The 19,464-nt window shown below is 70.1% G+C and carries 18 protein-coding genes; 4 read left to right on the top strand and 14 right to left on the bottom strand.

Annotation, left to right across the window (positions count from 1 at the left end):
- The first annotated feature begins 234 nt into the window (after positions 1-234).
- Entirely contained in the window at positions 235-450 is a 216-nt protein-coding gene (locus ACIRB7_RS18745; protein WP_403599501.1) for a DUF6243 family protein, read from the top strand.
- Positions 451-569: 119 nt separating this feature from the next.
- Here ACIRB7_RS18745 and ACIRB7_RS18740 read toward each other — a convergent pair whose 3' ends face one another.
- Together ACIRB7_RS18740 and ACIRB7_RS18735 are read right to left on the bottom strand one after the other, a co-directional pair.
- Complete coding sequence (locus ACIRB7_RS18740; protein ID WP_403599499.1) at positions 570-1,814, bottom strand: PE-PGRS family protein; 1,245 nt, start codon at positions 1,812-1,814, stop codon at positions 570-572.
- Positions 1,815-1,845: 31 nt separating this feature from the next.
- On the bottom strand, positions 1,846-3,996 hold the full coding sequence (locus tag ACIRB7_RS18735; RefSeq protein WP_403599496.1) for an McrB family protein: 2,151 nt from the start codon (positions 3,994-3,996) through the stop codon (positions 1,846-1,848).
- A gap of 330 nt (positions 3,997-4,326) precedes the next feature.
- Between ACIRB7_RS18735 and ACIRB7_RS18730 the strand changes: the two genes are divergently transcribed.
- Positions 4,327-5,193, top strand: a complete 867-nt coding sequence (locus ACIRB7_RS18730; protein WP_403599493.1) for a M23 family metallopeptidase — start codon at positions 4,327-4,329, stop codon at positions 5,191-5,193.
- A gap of 105 nt (positions 5,194-5,298) precedes the next feature.
- Here ACIRB7_RS18730 and ACIRB7_RS18725 read toward each other — a convergent pair whose 3' ends face one another.
- The 3 genes from ACIRB7_RS18725 to ACIRB7_RS18715 form a co-directional block, all read right to left on the bottom strand.
- Positions 5,299-5,454, bottom strand: coding sequence for a DUF6131 family protein (locus ACIRB7_RS18725; protein ID WP_403599490.1), 156 nt, complete (start codon positions 5,452-5,454; stop codon positions 5,299-5,301).
- Between the two features lie 155 nt (positions 5,455-5,609).
- The gene (locus tag ACIRB7_RS18720) at positions 5,610-5,954 is read right to left on the bottom strand and encodes a MerR family transcriptional regulator (protein ID WP_403599487.1); all 345 of its coding nucleotides are present in this window, start codon (positions 5,952-5,954) and stop codon (positions 5,610-5,612) included.
- Between the two features lie 822 nt (positions 5,955-6,776).
- On the bottom strand, positions 6,777-7,460 hold the full coding sequence (locus ACIRB7_RS18715) for a TetR/AcrR family transcriptional regulator C-terminal domain-containing protein (RefSeq protein ID WP_403599484.1): 684 nt from the start codon (positions 7,458-7,460) through the stop codon (positions 6,777-6,779).
- A 118-nt stretch (positions 7,461-7,578) separates the two neighbouring features.
- On the opposite strand from ACIRB7_RS18715, the gene ACIRB7_RS18710 reads away from it, so the two are divergent.
- Entirely contained in the window at positions 7,579-8,268 is a 690-nt protein-coding gene (locus ACIRB7_RS18710; protein WP_403599481.1) for a DUF4386 domain-containing protein, read from the top strand.
- Positions 8,269-8,429: 161 nt separating this feature from the next.
- Here ACIRB7_RS18710 and ACIRB7_RS18705 read toward each other — a convergent pair whose 3' ends face one another.
- The 5 genes from ACIRB7_RS18705 to ACIRB7_RS18685 all read right to left on the bottom strand — a co-directional run bounded on the left by ACIRB7_RS18705 (position 8,430) and on the right by ACIRB7_RS18685 (position 14,397).
- Positions 8,430-11,204 (bottom strand): S8 family serine peptidase, encoded by a 2,775-nt coding sequence (locus ACIRB7_RS18705; protein ID WP_403599478.1) that lies wholly within the window; start codon positions 11,202-11,204, stop codon positions 8,430-8,432.
- A gap of 291 nt (positions 11,205-11,495) precedes the next feature.
- Positions 11,496-13,085, bottom strand: a complete 1,590-nt coding sequence (locus tag ACIRB7_RS18700; protein ID WP_403599475.1) for a phospholipase A2 — start codon at positions 13,083-13,085, stop codon at positions 11,496-11,498.
- A gap of 167 nt (positions 13,086-13,252) precedes the next feature.
- On the bottom strand, positions 13,253-13,741 hold the full coding sequence (locus tag ACIRB7_RS18695) for a transposase (protein WP_403599472.1): 489 nt from the start codon (positions 13,739-13,741) through the stop codon (positions 13,253-13,255).
- Positions 13,742-13,785: 44 nt separating this feature from the next.
- Entirely contained in the window at positions 13,786-13,956 is a 171-nt protein-coding gene (locus ACIRB7_RS18690; protein ID WP_403599469.1) for a hypothetical protein, read from the bottom strand.
- A gap of 150 nt (positions 13,957-14,106) precedes the next feature.
- On the bottom strand, positions 14,107-14,397 hold the full coding sequence (locus ACIRB7_RS18685; RefSeq protein WP_403599466.1) for a hypothetical protein: 291 nt from the start codon (positions 14,395-14,397) through the stop codon (positions 14,107-14,109).
- 279 nt (positions 14,398-14,676) lie between these two features.
- Here ACIRB7_RS18685 and ACIRB7_RS18680 point away from each other — a divergent pair, with 279 nt between their 5' ends.
- Positions 14,677-15,651, top strand: a complete 975-nt coding sequence (locus ACIRB7_RS18680; protein WP_403599462.1) for a LuxR C-terminal-related transcriptional regulator — start codon at positions 14,677-14,679, stop codon at positions 15,649-15,651.
- A 297-nt stretch (positions 15,652-15,948) separates the two neighbouring features.
- Here ACIRB7_RS18680 and ACIRB7_RS18675 read toward each other — a convergent pair whose 3' ends face one another.
- The 4 genes from ACIRB7_RS18675 to ACIRB7_RS18660 all read right to left on the bottom strand — a co-directional run bounded on the left by ACIRB7_RS18675 (position 15,949) and on the right by ACIRB7_RS18660 (position 19,423).
- Positions 15,949-16,269 (bottom strand): hypothetical protein, encoded by a 321-nt coding sequence (locus ACIRB7_RS18675; RefSeq protein WP_403599459.1) that lies wholly within the window; start codon positions 16,267-16,269, stop codon positions 15,949-15,951.
- On the bottom strand, positions 16,269-17,660 hold the full coding sequence (locus tag ACIRB7_RS18670; protein WP_403599456.1) for a hypothetical protein: 1,392 nt from the start codon (positions 17,658-17,660) through the stop codon (positions 16,269-16,271). Before ACIRB7_RS18670 ends, ACIRB7_RS18675 begins: the two co-directional genes overlap by 1 nt.
- On the bottom strand, positions 17,657-18,097 hold the full coding sequence (locus ACIRB7_RS18665; RefSeq protein WP_403599453.1) for a hypothetical protein: 441 nt from the start codon (positions 18,095-18,097) through the stop codon (positions 17,657-17,659). Before ACIRB7_RS18665 ends, ACIRB7_RS18670 begins: the two co-directional genes overlap by 4 nt.
- 240 nt (positions 18,098-18,337) lie before the next feature.
- A complete protein-coding gene (locus tag ACIRB7_RS18660) occupies positions 18,338-19,423 on the bottom strand; it encodes a carboxylesterase family protein (RefSeq protein ID WP_403599985.1) in 1,086 nt (361 codons plus the stop codon).
- Positions 19,424-19,464 lie beyond the last annotated feature (41 nt).

Here is a 19,464-nt window from a genome sequence, read left to right as displayed (position 1 = left end):
GCGGGGACGGCTAAATCCTCAGGCCGCGAACACAGGTATTCATTCACCGCGAATGAACAGGCGGGCCGCCACCGCCGACCTCGGCCCCCGTCACACTCGCCTGGACGACGGCCCGGCCCGGCCACCGGGGCCCTCCCGCTCCCCGGCGACGCGGGGGAACCGGGTAACGTCTTGTCCTGTTCTTCCAGCACCGATGAATCCGTAGAACACTTCACATCACCACCGGGAGAACCCGTGACCGTGAGCAAGAACATCAACAACCCCGTGGGCCAGGGCGGCGGCCAGCGCAAGAGGCAGTCCCGCGCCGAGCGCCAGAACAACGGTCCGCACCGCAATCTCGACCGCCAGGGCGCCGCCGCCCAGAAGGCGGAGCTGGTGCGCAAGATGCGCGAGAAGGCGGGCACAGCCGAGGCCGCCGGTCAGACGGGCGACGACACCACACAGAGCTGACGCCCTCGGCGCCGCAGGGCGACACCGCACGAGGCTCAGCCAACGACGCAGCCCCAGGCCACTGACCTGGGGCTTTCGTCATGGAGCGGATGACGGGAATCGAACCTGCCACAAGCTGGTCAGCTCGTGGCCACGGACGCGGCGAAGCCGGCGATCGCCTTCCGCAGCGGTTCGGCCGCGGCCCGCGGATCGGAGCGGGTGTCCAGGCCGAGCACCAGGATGCGGCCCACCAGGCCGCGCGGCCCGCGGAATTCCAGCTGGTGGCTGGACGGGCCCCGAGGGTCGGGGTGGACCACCAGGGCGAGGGGATTCGCGGGGTCGGTGTAGCCGGCGATGTACGTGAGGAGCTGGTGGCGGTCCTCGCGGGAGACGTTCCTCTTCGCATAGTTCTTGTACTTCGCGTCCACAGCCAGGCAGGGCGCGGACGATGCGCCGGGCGGGGCGAAGGACAACAACGCGTCGGGCAGGAAGGGCGGGGTGCTGCTCCCGTGCCTTCCGTGGGTACGGATGTGGTGGCTCGCGTCCCGGGCCCACCGGCCTCCGACAGCGGCCGCTGCCTCTGCCGCCATCCGCCGGACCACGCTCTCCCAGAGACCGTCCAGCTTGAGCAGCAGCCCTTGCGCCCCGAAGCCGTACGGGTTCAGCAGATCGTTGGGTCCGCCGCCGCCGAGCACCATGCGTGCCCATGCGTGGGCGGGCCGGTAGTGGGCGTTGAGTGCGGAGTACTGCGCACGGGCGAGCAGCGGCAGCACGTCAGGGAGCCGGAGGGAGGTCGGGAAGTCCTGTGCCGTGAGGTCCAGTTGGCGCTTGAGGAGCGGAGAGGTCACTCGCCCGGCCGCGGCGGCCAGGGCGGCTCCGCACACGAGGTTCTCCCAGCCCCCGTCCTCGTACTCGAAGGTCCTGACGTGCAACCGGTCGACGGCGCCGAAACACCTGGTGGCCTGTGCTTCCACGTTCAGCCGGCCCCGCAGGGTGGTGTCCACGCGCTGCCGGCGCACGTAGTCCCGGCGCAGGCCGCGGCGCAGCAGCAGGCGGCACTCGTGCAGCAGGGCGGCGGGTACCAGTCCCGCGTACCCATCCTCGCCGAGAGGCCAATCGCGCAACTCCTCGTCGGTGGTGCTGCTCTGTCCGTTGGCGTACGAGAGCCAGTTGATCAGGCGGTTTCCCGCGATCGGCAATTTGGGGCGGAGCACCAGCCGGATGCGGCTGAGCTCCAGAACCCCGGTGACCGTCCGTGCGGTGAGGACATAGTGGTCCTGCCTCTCCACCACACCGACGGACTTGAGAGAACGGAGCCTGTCGAGATCGGCGGAGCTCAGATCGGATTTCGGCACTTTGTCGGACGTGTACTCATCGAGTGTCACTTCCCTCCTCGCGGCTCCCCGTGGCACTCGGCTACTCCTCGTTCCATTCGGGCTCGACCGACGTGCCGTCCTCTTCGGTGATCCCGGCGCTGACGAAGACCTTCGCCAGCATTCCCGGAAGGTCCTGCGGGTTCGTCTGGACGACCCGACCCGTCTTGTCGTCCACCAGCTCGCCCAGGACGGCCCGCAGCATCTCGGGACGGCCGAGGCAGTAGTCCGTCACGAGCGGCACGATCTCGTGGTGGAAGGCGTGGGAGAGCTGCTCGACGGTGGCGAGCGGGCGGTCGTCCGCGAGGAGGTACGCCTGGCCGAGCAGATGGTCCGGGCCGAAATGCGCGTCGAGCCGCTCGTTCAGTCCCTCCAGCAAGGTGGCCAGCCCCAGCCCTTCGACCTCGCCGTCCAGGGCGTCCAGGTCCGGCGGCACGTCGAGGAACGCGAATCTGCGTCGGATCGCGGAGTCGATGTGGTGCACGCTGCGGTCGGCGGAATTCATGGTGCCGATGATGCGGACGTTCGGGGGAACGGTCAGCTGTCGCCCGCTGGTCGGCAAGGTGATGGAGACCGACCCCCGCTTGTCGAGCTCCAGCAGGGTGATCAACTCGCCGAGAATGCGGGGGAGATCACCGCGATTGATCTCGTCCACGACAATGAGGAAGGTCTCGTTCGAAGACTTCTCGGCGGCCGCGCAGACCCGGAGGAAGACCCCCTTCTTCATCTTCAGATGGAGGCCGGCCCCCTCCGCTGCCGTGTCCGGCCTGAATCCCTCGACGAAGTCCTCGTACCCGTAGGACGGATGGAAGGTCACCATCGTGAGCCGTGCGGCGCGCTCCTCCAGGGGCTCACTCGCGTGCTCGGGCACTGCGGACAGTTCCGCGAGAGCAGCGGCCCGCTCTGCCGGAGTCGCCTCGATCAGGTCCGCGCGTCCCGCGAGCGACAGGGCGACGTCGAGCGCCAGCCGGGTCTTTCCGGTGCCGGGTGGCCCCTGGAGTACGACCTGCCCCTTGTGCTCCAGCAGCTCCCGTACGGTCCGCACGCCGTCGGGGAGCTCGTCATCGGGCAGCACGGCTCCCTCCACCGCGCTCCTCCCCAGGGCGCCGGTCTCGTCGGCCCCCTCGGCCCCGCCTGCCGGGTCGAGAGCTTCGGCGGTGCCGCGTCGGCCTCGCCCGTGCCGGATCTCCCGCATCAGGGTGGCGGGCACCTTGGCAAGCGTCTGCTGCCAGGCGTGCCGGGGCGTATCGAAGCTCTGGGCGTACGAGGTGTCCCACTCCACGCCTACGGTGTGGCGGTAGGCCCGCACGCCGGATTCGTACGCGTACCCGCCCACGACGGTGCCCACGGCCAGCACCTCTGATTTTCCTCGGTTGGCGACGATGAGATCGCCCCGCTCCATGTCGCGGAAAGCCAGCATCTGCCGTGCGAGCCGCAGGTTTCCGCCGGTGCTGTGCGGCCAGTGCTGGTCCAGTGCGGCCCTGAGCTCCTGGTCGCTCTCGTACTGCCCCAGACTGCCCACCTCGTCCCAGCCGATCCGGATGCGACGGTTCTGGAGGCAGTCGTCCCAGAGGCTCGCGCGCTCCCCGGGCGCGATCTTCCAGACCACTCGGTCCTGCGGGCGCGGATCGTGGAAGGTGTACAGGAAGTCCATCACCTCATGCGGACTCCACCCCTTGAGCTCCTCGTACTCATGCAGGAGTTCGAGCAGCTCGCGGTTCGCCCGCCACGTACGTACCCCGGAGGAGTACGCACGTGGCTTGCCGCCCAGCAACGCGGTGAAGTGCCGGACGTGCGCGGCCGAGAAGATGGGCAGGAACTCACCGGGGAAGTAGACCGCCAACGCCTTGGTGGTCAGTGCCTGGCCGTACGACAGCGACTCGAGATCGTCCAGCCGTTCGTACGTCCCCCGGCCCGCAGCGGCGAAGGCCGTCACGAACTCGGAGCGCACCTGGGCCCAAGCCGCTTCCACCTCGAGGCCGCGCAGTGCGCTGGGCACGACTCGCCACTCACCCGACCGGTGCTGGTAGACGATGTGCTTCGCCGCGCTGCCGCCGCGGATGCTGCCGAAATGATCGGTGCCGTACTCCATCAGCCGGCAGAAGGAGAGCCCGTTCCGGCGGCTGTCGGGCCCCAGCGCGTACCGTTCCAGCTCCAGGTCTCCCCAGCCCGAAAGCGGAAAGAAGGACAGCACCCGCTGCCGCTCCTTCTCCGCCAGACCGGCGGCCCGTCGCGCTCCCTCCCGATCGAATCGCGCGATGCGCGCAGCGAGCCCTTCCCGGAATCCCCCAGCATCAGCCATGGGCTCATTCTTCGGCATCCGGCCGGACGGGGGCACCCCTTGCCGAACCCGGGGCAACGAAGCTCACGAGTCCTTCCGCCGGTCCCGCGCTACCCGTCCTGACCGCTGTTCACCGCCCCGAGGGCGCGGATGGGGAACGGTGTCAGGGGGGCTCGGCCGCATAAGCCGAGGCGCGTTCAGCTGCCGGGCCGGGTGAGGCGGACCACGGCGCGGTAGAGGGCCGTGGGTGCGGGGGCGTCGGGCATCGGGCAGTGGGTCGTCTGGATCGACCTCACCCTCGATCGCGGTCAGCGGGTGCCCAAGGTCCTCGAACACCATCTCTCGGGCGCCGTCCTCAATGCCTCCGGGGGTTCCTCGGCGTTCGAGGAGACGGTCCAGGTCACCCCGACGGACCGCACCGCGCCGCTGAACTTGAACGCGCCCGTCCGCCCCGGCACCTGGTACTCCAGCGAGTCGTGCTGCGGCAACACCCACCACCGGCGCGGCCTCGGCCCGATCAACGGTCGCTTCTACGTACCGCAGCGCTTCGCGATCGACTGGTACCGGGTCGGCGAGCAAGGGCAGACCTGGGAAGGCGACCCCGCGCGGCTCACCAGCTACCTGAGCTACCGGCAGCCGGCCGTCGCCGCGGCCGGCGGCAGAGTGGTGGAGGTCCAGGACGGGATCCCGGACAATACGCCGCCTGTCACGCCGCCGGTCCCGCCGATCGAGGAGACCGTCGGCAACCACGTCACCCTGGAGGTCGCGCCGGGCCGCTACCTGCTCTACGCCCACCTGAAGCCCGGCTCGCTCAAGGTCAGGGAGGGCGACCACGTCGAACCCGGCCAGGTTCTCGGGCTGATCGGCAACAGCGGCAACTCGACCACGCCGCACCTGCACTTCCAGGTGATGACCACGGCCGAGTTCTTCCCGACCGACAGCCCGCCGTTCACCTTCCGGAAGTTCCGCGTCGTCGGACAGGTCGAACCCCGCATCTGGGACGACAACGTGGGCCTGCAGCCGACCGGCGTCCTGCCGATCACACCCTCACCGCACGAGGGCCTTCACCATGCGCGGTATCCGCTCGACCGCGAGGTGCTGGAGTTCTGACCGGATCCCGCTCGAGCCGGCCGCCGGCGTGACCGGCGGGCCGGCTCGGATGGTGCGGGCGTGAAGACTCGGCCACGGGGCCGCGTCGGCTCGGAGCCGAGCCGCCTACCAATAATGACGGCGTCCGCCGACCGCGTGGCCGACCGCCCCGAGGATCCACAGGATGACCCCGATCACGACGAGAACGATCCCGATCGTCCACAAGATGGAAATGCTGGCCACAAATCCGATGACGAGCAGGATGAGTCCGAGAATGATCATGCTGACCTCCGGCCTCGCAGGTACCTCCCTTCCAGAGTAGGCGCCACGCGCCGAGCTGGCCTGTCAGGCCGGCTGTCGCCCTGCTCTTCACAGCAAAACGCCCACGCCGAAGGCGTGGGCAAAGGGAGCTCGAGGCACGGCGGGGCCGCACCGTCTCAGGCCGCAGCCGCAGCCGCGGGTGCGTCGGGTTCGGCGGCGCGGCGGTATTCGGCGTTGATGCGCTGGGCTTCTTCGAGCTGGTCTTCGAGGACGATGATGCGGCAGGCGGCTTCGATGGGTGTGCCTTGGTCGACGAGTTCGCGGGCGCGTGCGGCGATGCGCAGTTGGTAGCGGGAGTAGCGTCGGTGGCCGCCGGCTGAGCGGAGCGGGGTGATGAGGCGGGCTTCTCCGATGGCGCGGAGGAAGCCCTGGGTGGTGCCGAGCATCTCGGCGGCCCGGCCCATGGTGTAGGCGGGGTAGTCGTCGTCGTCGAGACGGCCGTACGAGTCATCTGCTGTCATTTGCACCTCTTTGTGGAACGCGTGGAGGGGCCCTGGCGCCGTACGGCACCAGGGCCCCGAAGGAACTGCTACACCACGTGCCGACCCTGATACCGCGCCGGCCTTCTGTGTCCGCGTACCCGACCCAGTTGCTGTCGGGCGTGCGGGGATCGCGGTTGCTTGACCGGAGACCACCTCACTATCGATGTCCTGCGGTACCCGGACTCAAGACTTCCGTCCGGGCGATCCTGATGGTGCCTCGTTCCTCCGTTTTCCCTCGGTGATCAACTTCCTACCATCGGGTACTGCGTACTGCGGGTGATGCGTACTGCTCTGTGACCTGTCGCAGCGCCACTCTTCGGCAGCCAGCCCCGTTGCCCGTCCTGCGTCTGCTCTGGCTTGGAACCCCACTGCCGAACTTCCCGGTGCGCGCGTCCGCAGCCGACGCCTTCACCGGGGGTACCGCTCGTTGACTTCACTGCTGGATTCTGCGTACTGCGCTCGCGGGTACCGCTTCTGTCATGACCTCGGTCCCGCCGTCGGTCGCCCCTGATCACTGCGGGCCACCCGGTCCGGCCGTCAGTCCCGTCGCCGTCCTGCAACAACCCTGGCTTCGAAACTCCACCGCCGTACCGTCCTGCGACTGCAACTACCTGTACTGCTGTTACTGCTTGCCGGCAGTTCGTCTCTGCCAGGCCCTGCGGTCTTTCTGGGCTACGAGAGAAACCATAGCCACGCCGCTGCCCAATGTCTACTCCAGCCGACACAGATTTTTGTGCATCCAGCGACGAGGTAATCGGCCTCGAACAGTGACGCGGGCGGCGGCTTCGCGACCCCCACCCGCTACGTCTTCCGCGCGGACGTCCAGCCCTGGCGGCGGAGGTTTTCGAAGCCGTCCAGGAGGAGGTCCAGGGCGAATTCGAACTCGAACTGGTCGTCGCAGCCGCCACCGACCGTGGAGCCCCCGTCGTGCGCGGCCATCGCGGCCAGTTCCGCGATGTGCGGGTAGCGCGCCGCAAGGCCGGGGTCCGGTGGGCCGGAGGGGCCCGAGGTGTCGAACAGTTCCTGGCTGAAGCCGAGGAGGCGGCTGCCCATCGCGTGCATGACGTGGTGCGTGAGGTCGGCGGAGAGGCCGCCGTCCCGGAAGCTCCCGGCCATCGAGTCCAGGTACGCGAGCACGGCCGGGGTGGGGCCGGTCCGCGACTCGATGACCCGGACCGCCCAGGGGTGGCGCAGCAGGACCCGCCGGGCCGAGAGGATCCGCCCGCGGACCACGCGCTGCCAGTCGGGGCCCGCGGCCGGCGGGTCGATCTCGCCGACGACGACGTCGGCCATGCCGTCGAGCAGCTCCTCCTTGTTGGCCACGTGCTTGTACAGGGCCATCGGTACGACGCCCAGCTCCTGCGCGAGCCTGCGCATGCTGAGCGCGTCGATGCCGGTGGCGTCGGCGAGCGCGACGGCGGCGCGCAGGACGCGGTCCCTGTTCAGGGGGATCCGTTGCGTGCGCGTGGCTTCCTGCCGGGTCATTCCGGTTCGGCCCCTTCCCTCCTCGACGGTTTTCTCCTTGACGAGTGTACGTCGTACACCTATGGTCACTGGCAGGTGTACGGCGTACACCACCACCGAGCGAGGGGTACGAGAGAAGATGAGTCCGGACCGGAGAACCGCGGTGGCCGCCGGGTCGCTGTTCCTGTTGACCGAGGCCGCCGCGATAGCCGGGGCGATCCTGTACCGCCCCTTGCTGGGCGCCGCGGACGGCCGGCTCGCGCACGGCGCCGACACGCGGGCACTGCTCGGCGTCCTCTGCGAGGTGGTGCTGGTCGTGGCGGTGACCGGCACCGGGGCGGCGCTGTTCCCCGTCCTGCGGCGCCACGGCGAGGGGCTCGCGCTCGGGTACGCCTTCGGGCGACTCCTTGAGGCGGCTGTCATCGCCCTCGGGATCGTCGCCGTCCTCGCGCTCGTCACCCTGCGGCGGGACGCGGGGGCGGCGGACGGCGCCGATGCCGCGCTGGTGGCCGTGCACGACTGGACGTTTTTGCTCGGGCCCAACATCGCCCTCGGCCTGAACACCGTCCTGCTCGCGTACCTGGCGTACCGCGCACGGCTCGTACCGCGCTTCATCGCCGTGCTCGGGCTGGTCGGCGGGCCACTGATCTGCGCCTCGGCCGTCGCCGTGATGTTCGGGGCGTACGCGCAGCTCTCCGTGGCGGGGGCGGCCGCCGCGCTCCCGGTGTTCGCCTGGGAGCTGGGTCTGGCCGGGTGGCTGATCGTCAGGGGGTTCGGGCCCGGCCCAGGCGCCGCGTCCCGGGCGGACGCCCTCGCCGCGAAGGCCTGAGAGATCTGGACCACGAACAAGCCCCAGGTCTGTGACCTGGGGCTTTGTCATGGAGCAGTTGCCCACGACGGCACATGCTGGGGATGAAGGGGCGGTGGCCCGGGAGGGGATCCTCCCGGGCCGATGTCGAGTGGCTGGATCGCGACCGGGTCGCGCTGCGGTCAGCCGATGGACCAGCCGAAGGCGCCGCCGGCGGCCGGGAGGCCGTTCTGGCCCGGCTGGTGAGTGGTGACCGTGCCGGCGGGGCCGGTGCGGCCGGCCGTCGTGTTGCCCCACGGGAGGGAGTGGACGGCGCCGAAGGGGGTGGTGTTGGCCACGCCGACGTGGAGCGCCGACGTGGTGGCCGCCAGGTGGGCGCCTACGGCGTGGCCGGCCGTCGGGGTGCCGCCCAGGCCGGAGGCGTCGCCCGCCTGGATCCACTGGTCGGTGTCCCCGGGGACGCCGAGCGGGTCGAAGGTCTGCACCGCGCCCGCGTCCACGACGCCGCCGATGTCCTTGCCCGGAATGCCGACCGCGAGGACGAGGGTCGACGCGGTGGCGGGTGCCTCGGGGGCGAGGTTGACCAGGGACACGCTCTGACCGAGCTGGTCACCCGCCGCGGCCGTGCCGGCCACGCCGGCGACCTCGGCGGTGATGGAGGCGACCTTCGTGATGACGCCCGCCCCGGTGATGCGGAAGGTGTAGGCCTGGCCGGCGTGGTCGACGGGGGCCGAAGCGACCGTCAGGCCCTCGCCGGGCACGCCGACCGCGATGACGGTGTCGGTCGCGGCGCTCGCGCCGGACGGTGCGTAGGCGGCGGCGGCGAGGGAGCCGCCGAACAGGTCGCCGGCCTCGGCCAGGCTGCTGACCAGGGGGTCGTTCTGGTTGAGACCCGCGAGGGGGGTGGGCAGGCCGCCGGCGTTCAGCTCGTGGTTGAGCACCTGGATGTTGCCGGCGTCGGTCGCGGTGCCGATGGCTTCGTTCGGGGAGCCGATGACGATGTGGTTCGCGGAGGCGGCGATGGTCGTGCCGAACCGGTCGCCGGCCTCGCTGTCGCCGTCCATGCCGGGCTTGTTCTGCTCGGTGGCCACGTTGGTGGCACCGCGCAGGTAGTACGCGATGCCGGCGTCCGCGGCGGTGCCGACGTCCTCGCCGGGCACGCCGATCAGCAGGTAGGGCTGGCCCTGGGCGGTGTGGCCGGCGGCGACGGCGTGGCCCAAGCGGTCCCCGGCCTCGGGCACCGAGGACTTGACGGCGCCGTCGCCCGTGCCCTGGATCAGGTTGAGGGCGGCCTTGCCGGTGGACACGCCACCCGCGGCGCCGTAGAGGACGTTGACGGCGCCGGCGTCGGTCGCGGCGGCGACGTCCTCGCTCGGGACGCCCACGACGAGGTCGCTGCAACCGTCCTCGTCGTGGTCGAACGTGGCCAGGTTCTCGCCGAAGGAGTCGCCGGGTTCGGCGTCGCCCGGGATGGCGGCGAGGTCCTGGTGGAGCTCGGCGGTGCCCTTGCCGCCGCCGTAGATCACGCGGACCACTCCGGCGTCGGCGTGACCGCCGACGGCGGCCTTGGGGTCACCGACGACGGTGTCCTCGACGGCGTCACAGTTGAGGTCGGTGAAGCGGGGACGCGGCGGCGGCTGCGGGAGGTCGATCCGGAGCCGGGGGGTGACCGCGCCGGTGTACGTGATGGGCGTCCCGCCGTCCTTCAGCAGGGCCTCCAGCTCGACGAGGGTCTTGCCGGGGTGGGCCTGTCGGAGGATCGCGAGGGCACCGGCCACGTGGGGGGCGGCCATCGAGGTGCCGTTCTTGGAGGCGAACCCGCCGCCGGGGACGGAGGAGACGATGCCGGTCCCGGGCGCGAGCAGGTCGAGGAGCGGGCCGCGGTTGCTGAAGGTGGAGAGCTGGTCGTCATCCGTGGTGGAGCCCACCGTGAGGGCGGAGGGCACGCACCCGGGGGCGTTGACCGCGTTCGGATAGCCGTTGTTGCCGGCCGCGACGACGGTGGCGACGCCCTGGTTGAACAGGGTGTCGATGATCGGCTTACGGGGGTCCGCCGCACACGCGGCAGTCCAGCGGCCGCCGCCCAGGGACATGTTCGCGGCGATGACGTTGGTGCCGGCGCTCTTCAGCGCCGCGACCTTCTCCAGCGCCTTGATCTGCGAGCTGGTGAAGCTGAGGACGCAGGGGCTGGCTCCCGGCCCGCAGTAGGAGTCGGAGGTGAACTTGGAGAACACCTGCATGGCGATGATGTCCGCGCCGGGGGCGACACCGCGGGTCGGAGCTCCGGTCACGCCGGTTCCGTTGCCCGCGGCGATGCCGGCGACGTGGGTGCCGTGGGAGCAGCCGGTACCCACCGTGGTGCACGGGCCGCTGTCGGCGTCGGCGCTGCCGGGGCCCTCCTGTTCGGCCGCGCCGTTCGGGCACAGGCTGGTGGCGCCGTAGGCGGCGTCGGTGACGGAGAAGCACGCCTCGGCCTTGACCCGGCCGGCCAGGAACGGGTGCCCGGTCGCGACGCCGGTGTCGAGGATCGCGATCGCGCTGCCGGCGCCGGTCTTCCCGGCGGCGACGGCCGCGTCGCTGCCGATCTTGGCGGTGGACTCGTTCAGCGTCGGCTCGACGGGGATGTCCTCGCTGACGCTGACGACACCCGGCATGGTGCTCAGCGAATCCAGGCCGGCCCGGTCCACGCGCAGGGTGACCAGCGGCAGGGTGTCGTAGGAGACGAGGACCTCACCCGCTTCGGAGGCCGAGGAGAGCTCCGACTGCCCGTCGAGGAGAACGTTGACGCGGACGGTGCCGCCGTCCTGGGTCTCGTCGAACAGCGGCGGGTCGACCGGGCCGTTTTCCTCGGCGAACGCCGGGCTGGTACCGGTCAGGGGGTTGGTGCCGACCGGTATCGCGGTGAGCACCACGGCTACCGCCGAGGCGGCGAGCGCGACCCGCGTGGATCTCTTCACTTCGTGTCTCCATGGAGGGCAGGGGGAACGGGGGGCGGCCATCGGGCGCGGGGGGACAGCGCGGCGAAGCCGAAGGGTCAGGCAGGGGGTCAGGCAGGGGGTCGAGCGAAGGGGTCGAGCGAAGGCGCGGACGACGGCGAAGACGCAGGCGCGGGTGAAGCCGGAGGGTGGGGCGAGGCCGCAGTCGAGAGCTGCGGGCGGGAGACGCGGGGCCGGGCGGCCGGAGATGTCGGGCGCCCGGCTCCTGCGGTGTCCGTCGAACGGGTCCGTCAGAGGTGTCCGCCGGACGGATCAACGGGTCGCGTTGGCGCCGTTCTTCGGGTTGCCGCCCCAGAGGACGCCGATGTAGTAGCTGTAGGCCAACTTGTCGCAGGCACCCCGCACCCACCAGGAATAGGCCGGGCAGGTGTTCTTCTTCATCAGGTCGTAGAACGCGCCATCGGCGGCGTAGTCCTTGCTGCGGTCCAGGTAGCGGCTGTAGCCCTTGTAGGTGTTGCCGATGGTTCCGTAGGCGTAGTCGTGCGCGTCGCACGCGGAGCGGAAGTCGAAGCCGCCGGGCCGGTCGTACGAGTCGGTGCAGTGGTCGTAGAAGACACCGCGGACCCAGTAGCCGGTGGGCGTCTGCTTCCAGGACGGCCACCTCCAGCCGTAGTGGGCGACCGCCGTGGTGCAGTCGCCCCACCACCGGATCCACGACTCCGGGGAGGAGCAGGCACGGGGGTTGGCCTGCGGGTCGGTGATGTCCCCGCCGATGAACTCCGAGGAGGGCGGGCTGACCCCGTCGGGCTGTTCCTGGCCGGGCGCGATGGAGCCGGCGTCGGGGATGACACCGCTGGTCTCGACGGCCTGCGGGGCGGCGGCGTCGCCGCTGAACGTCAGCTCCCAGTCGCCGCCGGCGCCGCTCGTCAGGGTCGAGAGACGGTCGTCGCCGTCGTAGGTGTAGGAGCTGAGCTCGCTGCCCTCGGCCGGGTTGGTGACCTCGCGGAGCAGACCTGAGGCCTCGTAGGAGTAGCGGGCCAGCGTCTGGACGGTCTGGCCGCTGGTGACCGTGATGTCCTTGACCTGGCCGGCCACGTCACCGAGGGTCGCGCCCGTCGCGGTGGTCGCGGTGGCGTAGGTCACGGCGAGGGACAGCGCGGGGGACTCGCCGCGGGAGGGCTCGCTGACGGTGGCGACGCGGCCCTGGGCGTCGTAGGAGACCGCGGTGGGCTTGTACGCCTTGTTGCCGACGCTCGTGACGCGCCAGGTGTCACCGGTGCCGGACGTCTGCTTCCAGGTGTACGTGGGCTTGAGATCGGCCTCCGGGATGGGGTTGCCGTCCGCGCCGACGGGGCCGCTGTCGCCCTCGGCCGCGGCGCCCATGGAGATGTTCAGCGTCTCGGTGATGCTCGACTGCATCTCACCGGCGAGGTCGTCCCACGTCACGTGCTCGACCAGGGTCGAACCGTCGGACGCCGTGTAGGTGTTGATGCTGCCGCCGCCCGGACCGTCCATGGACTCGGTCAGTTCGTAGCGGGTGAACGAGTTGCTGTCCAGGTCGGTGGTGGTGATCGCCCCCGAGTCCTGGGCCAGCTTGCGGTTCAGCTGGCCACCGACGAACTCGGCTTCCCAGCTCGGACCGAAGACTCCGAGATCGGAGCGGGTCTCGGGTGCGTCCTGGGCCTGCGAGATCCCCTGCGCCTGGCCGGCGACGGTGTGCGTACGGCCCATGAGGCCGATCGGGACGTCGTTCTCGGAGACCTGGTAACTGTCGGTCGCGGACTGGTACATGCCGGGGCCGATGTTCTGGATCTCGCCCGCGGCGAGGGGCGCGCTGGGCGCCTCTTCGGCGGAGGCCGAGAACTGCTGCGGGAGCAGCATGGCCATGGATATGGCGGCCACGATGGGGAGCGCGGATCTACGCACGCTAAGCCTTTCAGAGGGAAATCGGGAAGGTGAGGAAGTCTGCGCCGGTGCTTGCGGGCAGGGCTCTGCCTACGGGCATGGCTGTGCCACGGGCACGGCAGGTGAGGGGGAGGGAGCGGGGGTGGGGGCGCGGTCGGGCGCGGTCAGGCAACCCGGGCCGGGAGGTCCGTTCGGGCCGTCCGGTCCTGCGGGTCCCTTCGATGGGGGAGACCGGAGAGGTCGAGTCGATCGGGAAGACCGGGTCGGTCCGTTCGGCGGGACCGTGCCGCCTCGGCGACGCGTTCGGCCCAGTCGCGTACCGATGCGGAGATGTGGGGCGTGGCCCGGGCGGTGGCTGCCATCCGGTTCCACAGGTCTTCGTCGCACCACTGGCCGAACCGCCGGTGGGCGTTCTGCCAGGAGACGGGAAAGGACTTCGGCAGTGCGCGCCAGGACTCGCCGCTCACCAGGACGTACAGGACCGCGGCGAACACGGCCTCCTCGTCCGCCCTGCGGGTTCCGCCCCCCTGGGGTCGGGCCGTACCGGTGGTGAGCAGGTGCCGCGCGAGCGGCCAGAGGACCATCGGTGCCAGCCACGAGAATCGGCCGGTGGTCCGGTGAAGCGCTCCCCGGCGGGCCGGTGCGGTCACCATCAGTGCCTCATGGACCCTGTTCGCGCCGGACCGGAGGCCGGCGGTCAGCTGTCCGCTCCGTCAGCGGTCAGCGGGGCGGAGTCCCAGCGCCAGTCCGCCTGGTACGTCGCACCGTCCGAACCGATGGATTCCGAGACGGCGCCGGTGACGGCTCCCGCGAGGAGCGTGGTGGCGGTGACGGCAACGAGCGTGGCGGCCTTGAGACGGCTGAGCATGATCGGAGTCCCCCGAGTGGTGCGGCGTTTCCTGCTGACGTGTTCAAGGTTGCCGCAGGTGAGAGGGGTGATCCAGGGTTTTCGTTGTCCTGGACCCGACATGTCCTACACACGACAGCTGCGCTCGGAGCGTGCGCTCGAGGGCGTCCGTCAGGCCAGTTCGTCGACGACAAGCAGCGGTACTTCGGCCTTCAGCAGCGTCCACGCGCCGGCCCCGAGGATCCGGCGCGCGGCGAGGCGCCAGGCCGCCGCGGCCCAGTACTCGGCGGTGTGCAGATCGGGGGCCCGCATGTAGAGGGCGACCACCGGGTCGGCCTCCGCACGGACGTGTCGGACGGCCAGTTCGACCGCCGGCTGGACCTCGGAAAGGGCGGCCTCCACACCGCGCGGCAGGTCGCCCGCCCCCGGGGGGGCGTTCAGGTGCAGGTGGACCAGATACATGAACCCTCCTGGTTAACTGTCGTGCCCTCAACACATGAGTCCTCGCCCGCGGGACGGAAGCCCACACGTGCGGAGAGGTGGGACAAACCGGCGAGCTGTCATCGCCGCGTTCGTCGGATCGGCCGGAAAACTCCGCCCGATTCCGTATCGCCTGCTCTTCGATCAAGCCGCCGGGCAAGCTAGCCTGACGCTCGTACGCAGGGCCTTTGATCTGCGGCAACATGCAGGTCTTCCATGGGGGAGTGGGCGGCTGTGTTCGATCGGCGTGAACTTGATGACGTGACCGCATCGGTCTACCGAAGCAAACTGGCCTACCCGCAGGACGGTGTTCTGGAGATGGCCCAGCGTCTGGGGCTGCCCCCGGACGACGTACGCCACTCACTGACCCTGCTCAGCGAGATGGCGCTGCTGCGCGGCGGCGGTGCCGACGGGCAGGGCCGCGCCATTGATCCGCAGCTGGCCCTCCAGCTCCTCCAAGCCCGCCAGCAGGCCGAACTCGCCGCCCAGCAGCAGCGCATGGAGGCGACTCGGGCCGCCGTCGTCGGCCTGATGGCCGAGATCGCCGACTCCTCGGCGCAGGAATCCTCCAAGGCCGGAGTCCGGTACCTGGATGGCATCGACGCGATCCGGGACCAGATCGAGCTCCTGTCCGCGGAGACCCGCTTCGAGGTGCTGACGTTCGCCCCCGACTCGCAGATGTCGCAGGCGAGCATCGAGGCGGCCCGCCCGCTGAGCCTGCGCAACATCGAGCAAGGCATCGTGATGCGAACCATCTACCTCGACAGCATCCGTCACGACAGCCACGCCCGGGAGTACGCGACCTGGCTGGAGAGCGCCGGGGCCCACGTCCGCACCAGACCGGTCCTGCCCAATCGCCTCACCATCGTGGACCGCCGCAGCGCCCTGGTGGCCGTCGACGCGACGAACACCGCGGCCGCGGCCGCTCTGGTCACCAGCCCTGGCCTCGTCTCCGTGCTGGTCACGCTCTTCGATCACATGTGGGAGACCGCGACCCCGCTCGGCCAGACGGCAGCGCCCTGCGAGCCCGACTTCCTCACCCGGCAGCAGGCCGCGGTACTGCAGCTCATGGCCGAGGGGCGTACGGACGAATCCATCGCCCACAGTCTGGGCGTCTCCACGCGCACCGTGGGCCGGGTGATCACCGGGCTGCTCACCCACCTGGGCGCCCGCAGCCGATTCCAGGCCGGAATGCGAGCCGTCCAAAACGGATACCTGTCGCACTCCCCCCACTGACACGCCTTTCCCCTACTGGTCACCGCCGGCCTCCGACGATAGGCCGCCGCCCTCCCGGCGGGTCAAGAAAATGTCTCGGGTGGTCCCCGAGAACACACGAACACCTGACCCGGAGAAGTACTCACCAGGACGCCGGGAGACCGAACTCGGAATCCAAGACCGCCCGGCGCCGCGTGGCCGTGGGTGACGATTCCGGGCACGAACTGACGCCTCGTCACAGGCTCGTGGGCACCCGCGTAGACCCCTGTTGTCCGTCCTGAGGGGCACGGTCGGGGCGCGCGGCGCCGACGACCGCCCTCACCCTCCGACTGCCCACCGTGTGGCCGCGATCGCGCCCAGAAGGAGCGGCGGAGCGAGCCACCTCGGTCCCATGGCGCGACGGATCGACGGAAGGAACGTGATCAGCAGGGCGAGACCGCTCGTGGCGATGGCGAGGACACAGGACAGCACGATTCCTCCCCGGGCCTCGTCGTCCCAGCTGCCCGCGGGCCGGATGGTGAGGGCCGTGTACACGAACCATGCGGCGATCGTGTGGAGGAGCACCAGCGGGACCGCCATGACCCACCGCAGACAGCCGTCGTCGCCTGCGGCCCCGGCGGCGTCGGGCCGATCGGACATCACTGGAGAGCTCCCTTCGCATCGTCGAGGTTCGTGGTGAAGGCCCGTCCGTATGCCTGGGCGTCATCGCCCTGCCAGTACGGTCCACCGTTGTATCGTGCCGCCAATTCCTGGCGCTGCTCAGGCGTCATCTTCTCCGGGGGAACGTCGGCGAACTCGCTCTCCGCCTTGAGTTGAGCCAGGTACTCCGCCGCGATGAAGATGTTCTGCCCCGGGTCCTGGAGGGACTCCTCCACCACCGCCCTCTGCTGTTCGGTCATGTTCTCCGGGTCGTAGCCGAGTACTTCGGCTCCGCGGCGCACCTGAATGGCGATGGGGCCGAAGGACGTCTCGTCAGGGGTCCCGCCGAGGCGCCAGGGAAGGTTCTCCGGGGAGACCGGGCTCAGCCCCCAGGGCGCGTCGGCCTGCTCACGAATCGTGTCCGTGAGGTCGTCGAGGATGCCGGGCTGTCCACCGATCTCCTGCCAGGCGATGCCGGCGACCACGTCCGCCGGTAGTCCCGAGTTCTTCGCCGCGGCTTCGATGATCTCCTTGTTCGCGCTGATCCAGTCCTTCCGGTCCTGGCCCGACGAAGGCGGACTCCAGTAGCTGTCCTCCGCGCCCGGCAGGGCGGACAGCCGCGTGCGGATGTCGTGAAGCGTCGGTGAGACGGGGTGGGTGCCGACTCCTCCGGCGTAGTCCTGCTTGGGTGGGCTGCCGGGCAGGTGGGTGAGGGGATTGCCGCCGGCCTCCTTGGCTTCGCTCCTCATGGACGCGATGGCCGCCACGATGTCCACTCTCTGGACGGAGCCCATGCGGAACTCGGGCAGGAGCTCGTATGCCTGCTTCAGCCCGTGTACGCACACGTCACGGGCTTCCTTCTCGGTCGTCCCGGCGAGGTGGAACGCGCTTCCCGCCGCGTCGTGGAGTTTGTTCGCCTCTTCCCGGATGTCATCGACGTCCATGGTGAGTTCGGCGAAGAAGTCGAGGACACCCGTGGTGGCTCTCATGTCCTCCCACTGACGCATGGGTTCGGCGTCCTGTGCCTCGCGAGTGATTGCGGTGCCCTTGGTACCGATGAGGGCGGCCAGGCTGCGCTCGTTGGCCTTGCCGTCCGAGTAGTGACTCTTCGCCGTCTCCAGTGCCCACGCATAGCTCCGCAGGGCGCCGGCAGCGCGGCCGTAGCCCTCGGCGATGTGCTGCATGAGCTCGCGTGCCTCGACGAGCCGGGACACGTAGTGCTGACTCCCTTCGCTGTGCCAGTGGGTCCGCTTCTCCGCGCGCTCGGCGGGTGCGTCGACCTCGACCAGCATGTCGTGGAGGCGTTTGAACTCGTCGGCGTTCCGCTCGACGAGGGCGGGGTTGCAGCCTTCGAGGTACGCGACGTCCTTGCGGTAGCTCAGGCCGCTCACCTTCCCTCCGGCGCCACGTACTGGCCGTTGCTCAGGACGCTGTCGAGGAAGCGGCGGGTGTTGGCGTCGTCCACGGCGACGAAGTCGGTCCCGGTGGTCTTGAGACGGGTGGCGAGCGCCGCGAGGAGCGCGACCGTGTCCAGGAACTGATCGTTGGCGAAACGTCCGAAACGTTCGACCTGGGCGGCGACTTCGGCATGGGACCTCGGCGCGCGCGCCATGGTTCCGAGGTCCCCGTCGGGCCTGCCCTCATGGAGAAAGCCGGCGATCTCGATCAGCAGGTTCGCGTTCCCGTTGATGGAGTCCGTGTTGTAGTCGAGCGTTCCGCTCGTGGTCGCGCCGCCTTGATCGACGGGCAACTGATTGAGCCGCATGGCCGTCGGGCCGGCTAAGGGCGCATCGGCTTTCGCCTGGGCCCATTCGTCATCGAACGACACGCATACCCCTGCGACTGTCGGTCTGTTGTGCGAGTGACCGTCGAGGCTACCAAGGATCGGCAGCGAGGCCGTGGTGCCGAGGTGACGCTCAGGCCAGGGCAGGAGTCCTGGCCCACGAGTTCCGGGGCCGGCGGACTCCCCGTGCTGACCGCTGTTTACCGCCCTGACTGGCACGTAGTGGTACGAGTCGTGCGCTGCCCAGCGTTCCAGGCGCCCCGGTCGGTGGGACGGCGCCTGGTGTTAGCCGAGGTTCTTCCAGAACGCGTAGTCGTGGTCCTTGGCGAACTCGGTGCGCTTCCACGGACCCGAGGTCAGCGACTGCACGTAGCCGCCGCTGCGGAAGCTCGGCCAGTCCGTCTTCCCGGACTCGGCGAAGTCCACCCAGGTGTCCGTCATCCGCTTGCCGAGGCGTTTCTGCTTCTTCGTCAGCTTCTCGAACAGGGGCAGCTTGAAGTCGAAGAGGTAGGACAGCTCCGACATGTGTGAGGCGCGGAGCTCGAAGCTGAGCTTCGGGTCGCCTGCCCACGAGGGCGTCTCGCGCTCGCTGAACTCGAACATCCGGGTCGGCGTCCACCGTGACAGCAGCCGGGCGGTGTCCAGGGTCGGCACCGACCACGTGTGGTCGGTCCGGACGGTCGCCAGGGCCTCGCCGGCGGAGCCGAAGCGGCTCAGCGGGTAGCGCGTCAGCACCGCGTCGGCCTGAGCGCCGAACTCCGTGCGGATTTCGGGCTCGTACGCTTCGGGCGGCATGGGCCCGACCGTCAGCTCCTGGCCGAGGATCCGGCCGCGCTCCTCGTCATGGTTGACCCCGATGAGGACCGGGACGCGGTTGAACCTGCCCGTGCGCAGCGCCTCGGCGGGGGCCAGCGGCATCAGTTCGGTACCGGCGATCGGGCGGGGCTCGTTCCAGGTCCCGTACGCCTTCATGAGCGTGGCCGCGTCGGTGCCGCGCAGGCAGGACTCCGCGTCTTCGCAGTCCTTGCCCTGCTCGGACTTCAGCTCCCTGAGCTTGGAGAGTGTGGCCTTGGCCTCGGCTTCGGCTTCCTCCCGGGTGCGGGAGCCGCCCGTGGCGCAGGGCGCGCTCTGCAGGATGGCGCGGTCGAACAGCCCGGCCGACTTCGGTGAGGCGAGGTGGCCGCAGACGCTGTAGCCGCCGCCGGATTCACCCATCACCGTCACGTTGCCGGGATCGCCGCCGAAGGCGCCCGCGTTGGCGCGGACCCAGCGCAGCGCCGCCTGCTGGTCCTCCAGGCCGAGGCCGCCGGAGGTCTTGAGTGCCGGGTCGGACAGGAAGCCCATGACACCGAGTCGGTAGTTGACCGACAGGCGGGGCCACGGGCAGTTGTGCCTGCGGCCCCGCTCGGGTG

Origin of the sequence: Streptomyces sp. NPDC093795 (genome assembly GCF_044764665.1) — a bacterium.
Taxonomy (GTDB): domain Bacteria; phylum Actinomycetota; class Actinomycetes; order Streptomycetales; family Streptomycetaceae; genus Streptomyces.
The sequence above is the reverse complement of the archived record's forward strand: the minus strand, read 5'-3'. Positions and strand labels throughout refer to the sequence as shown.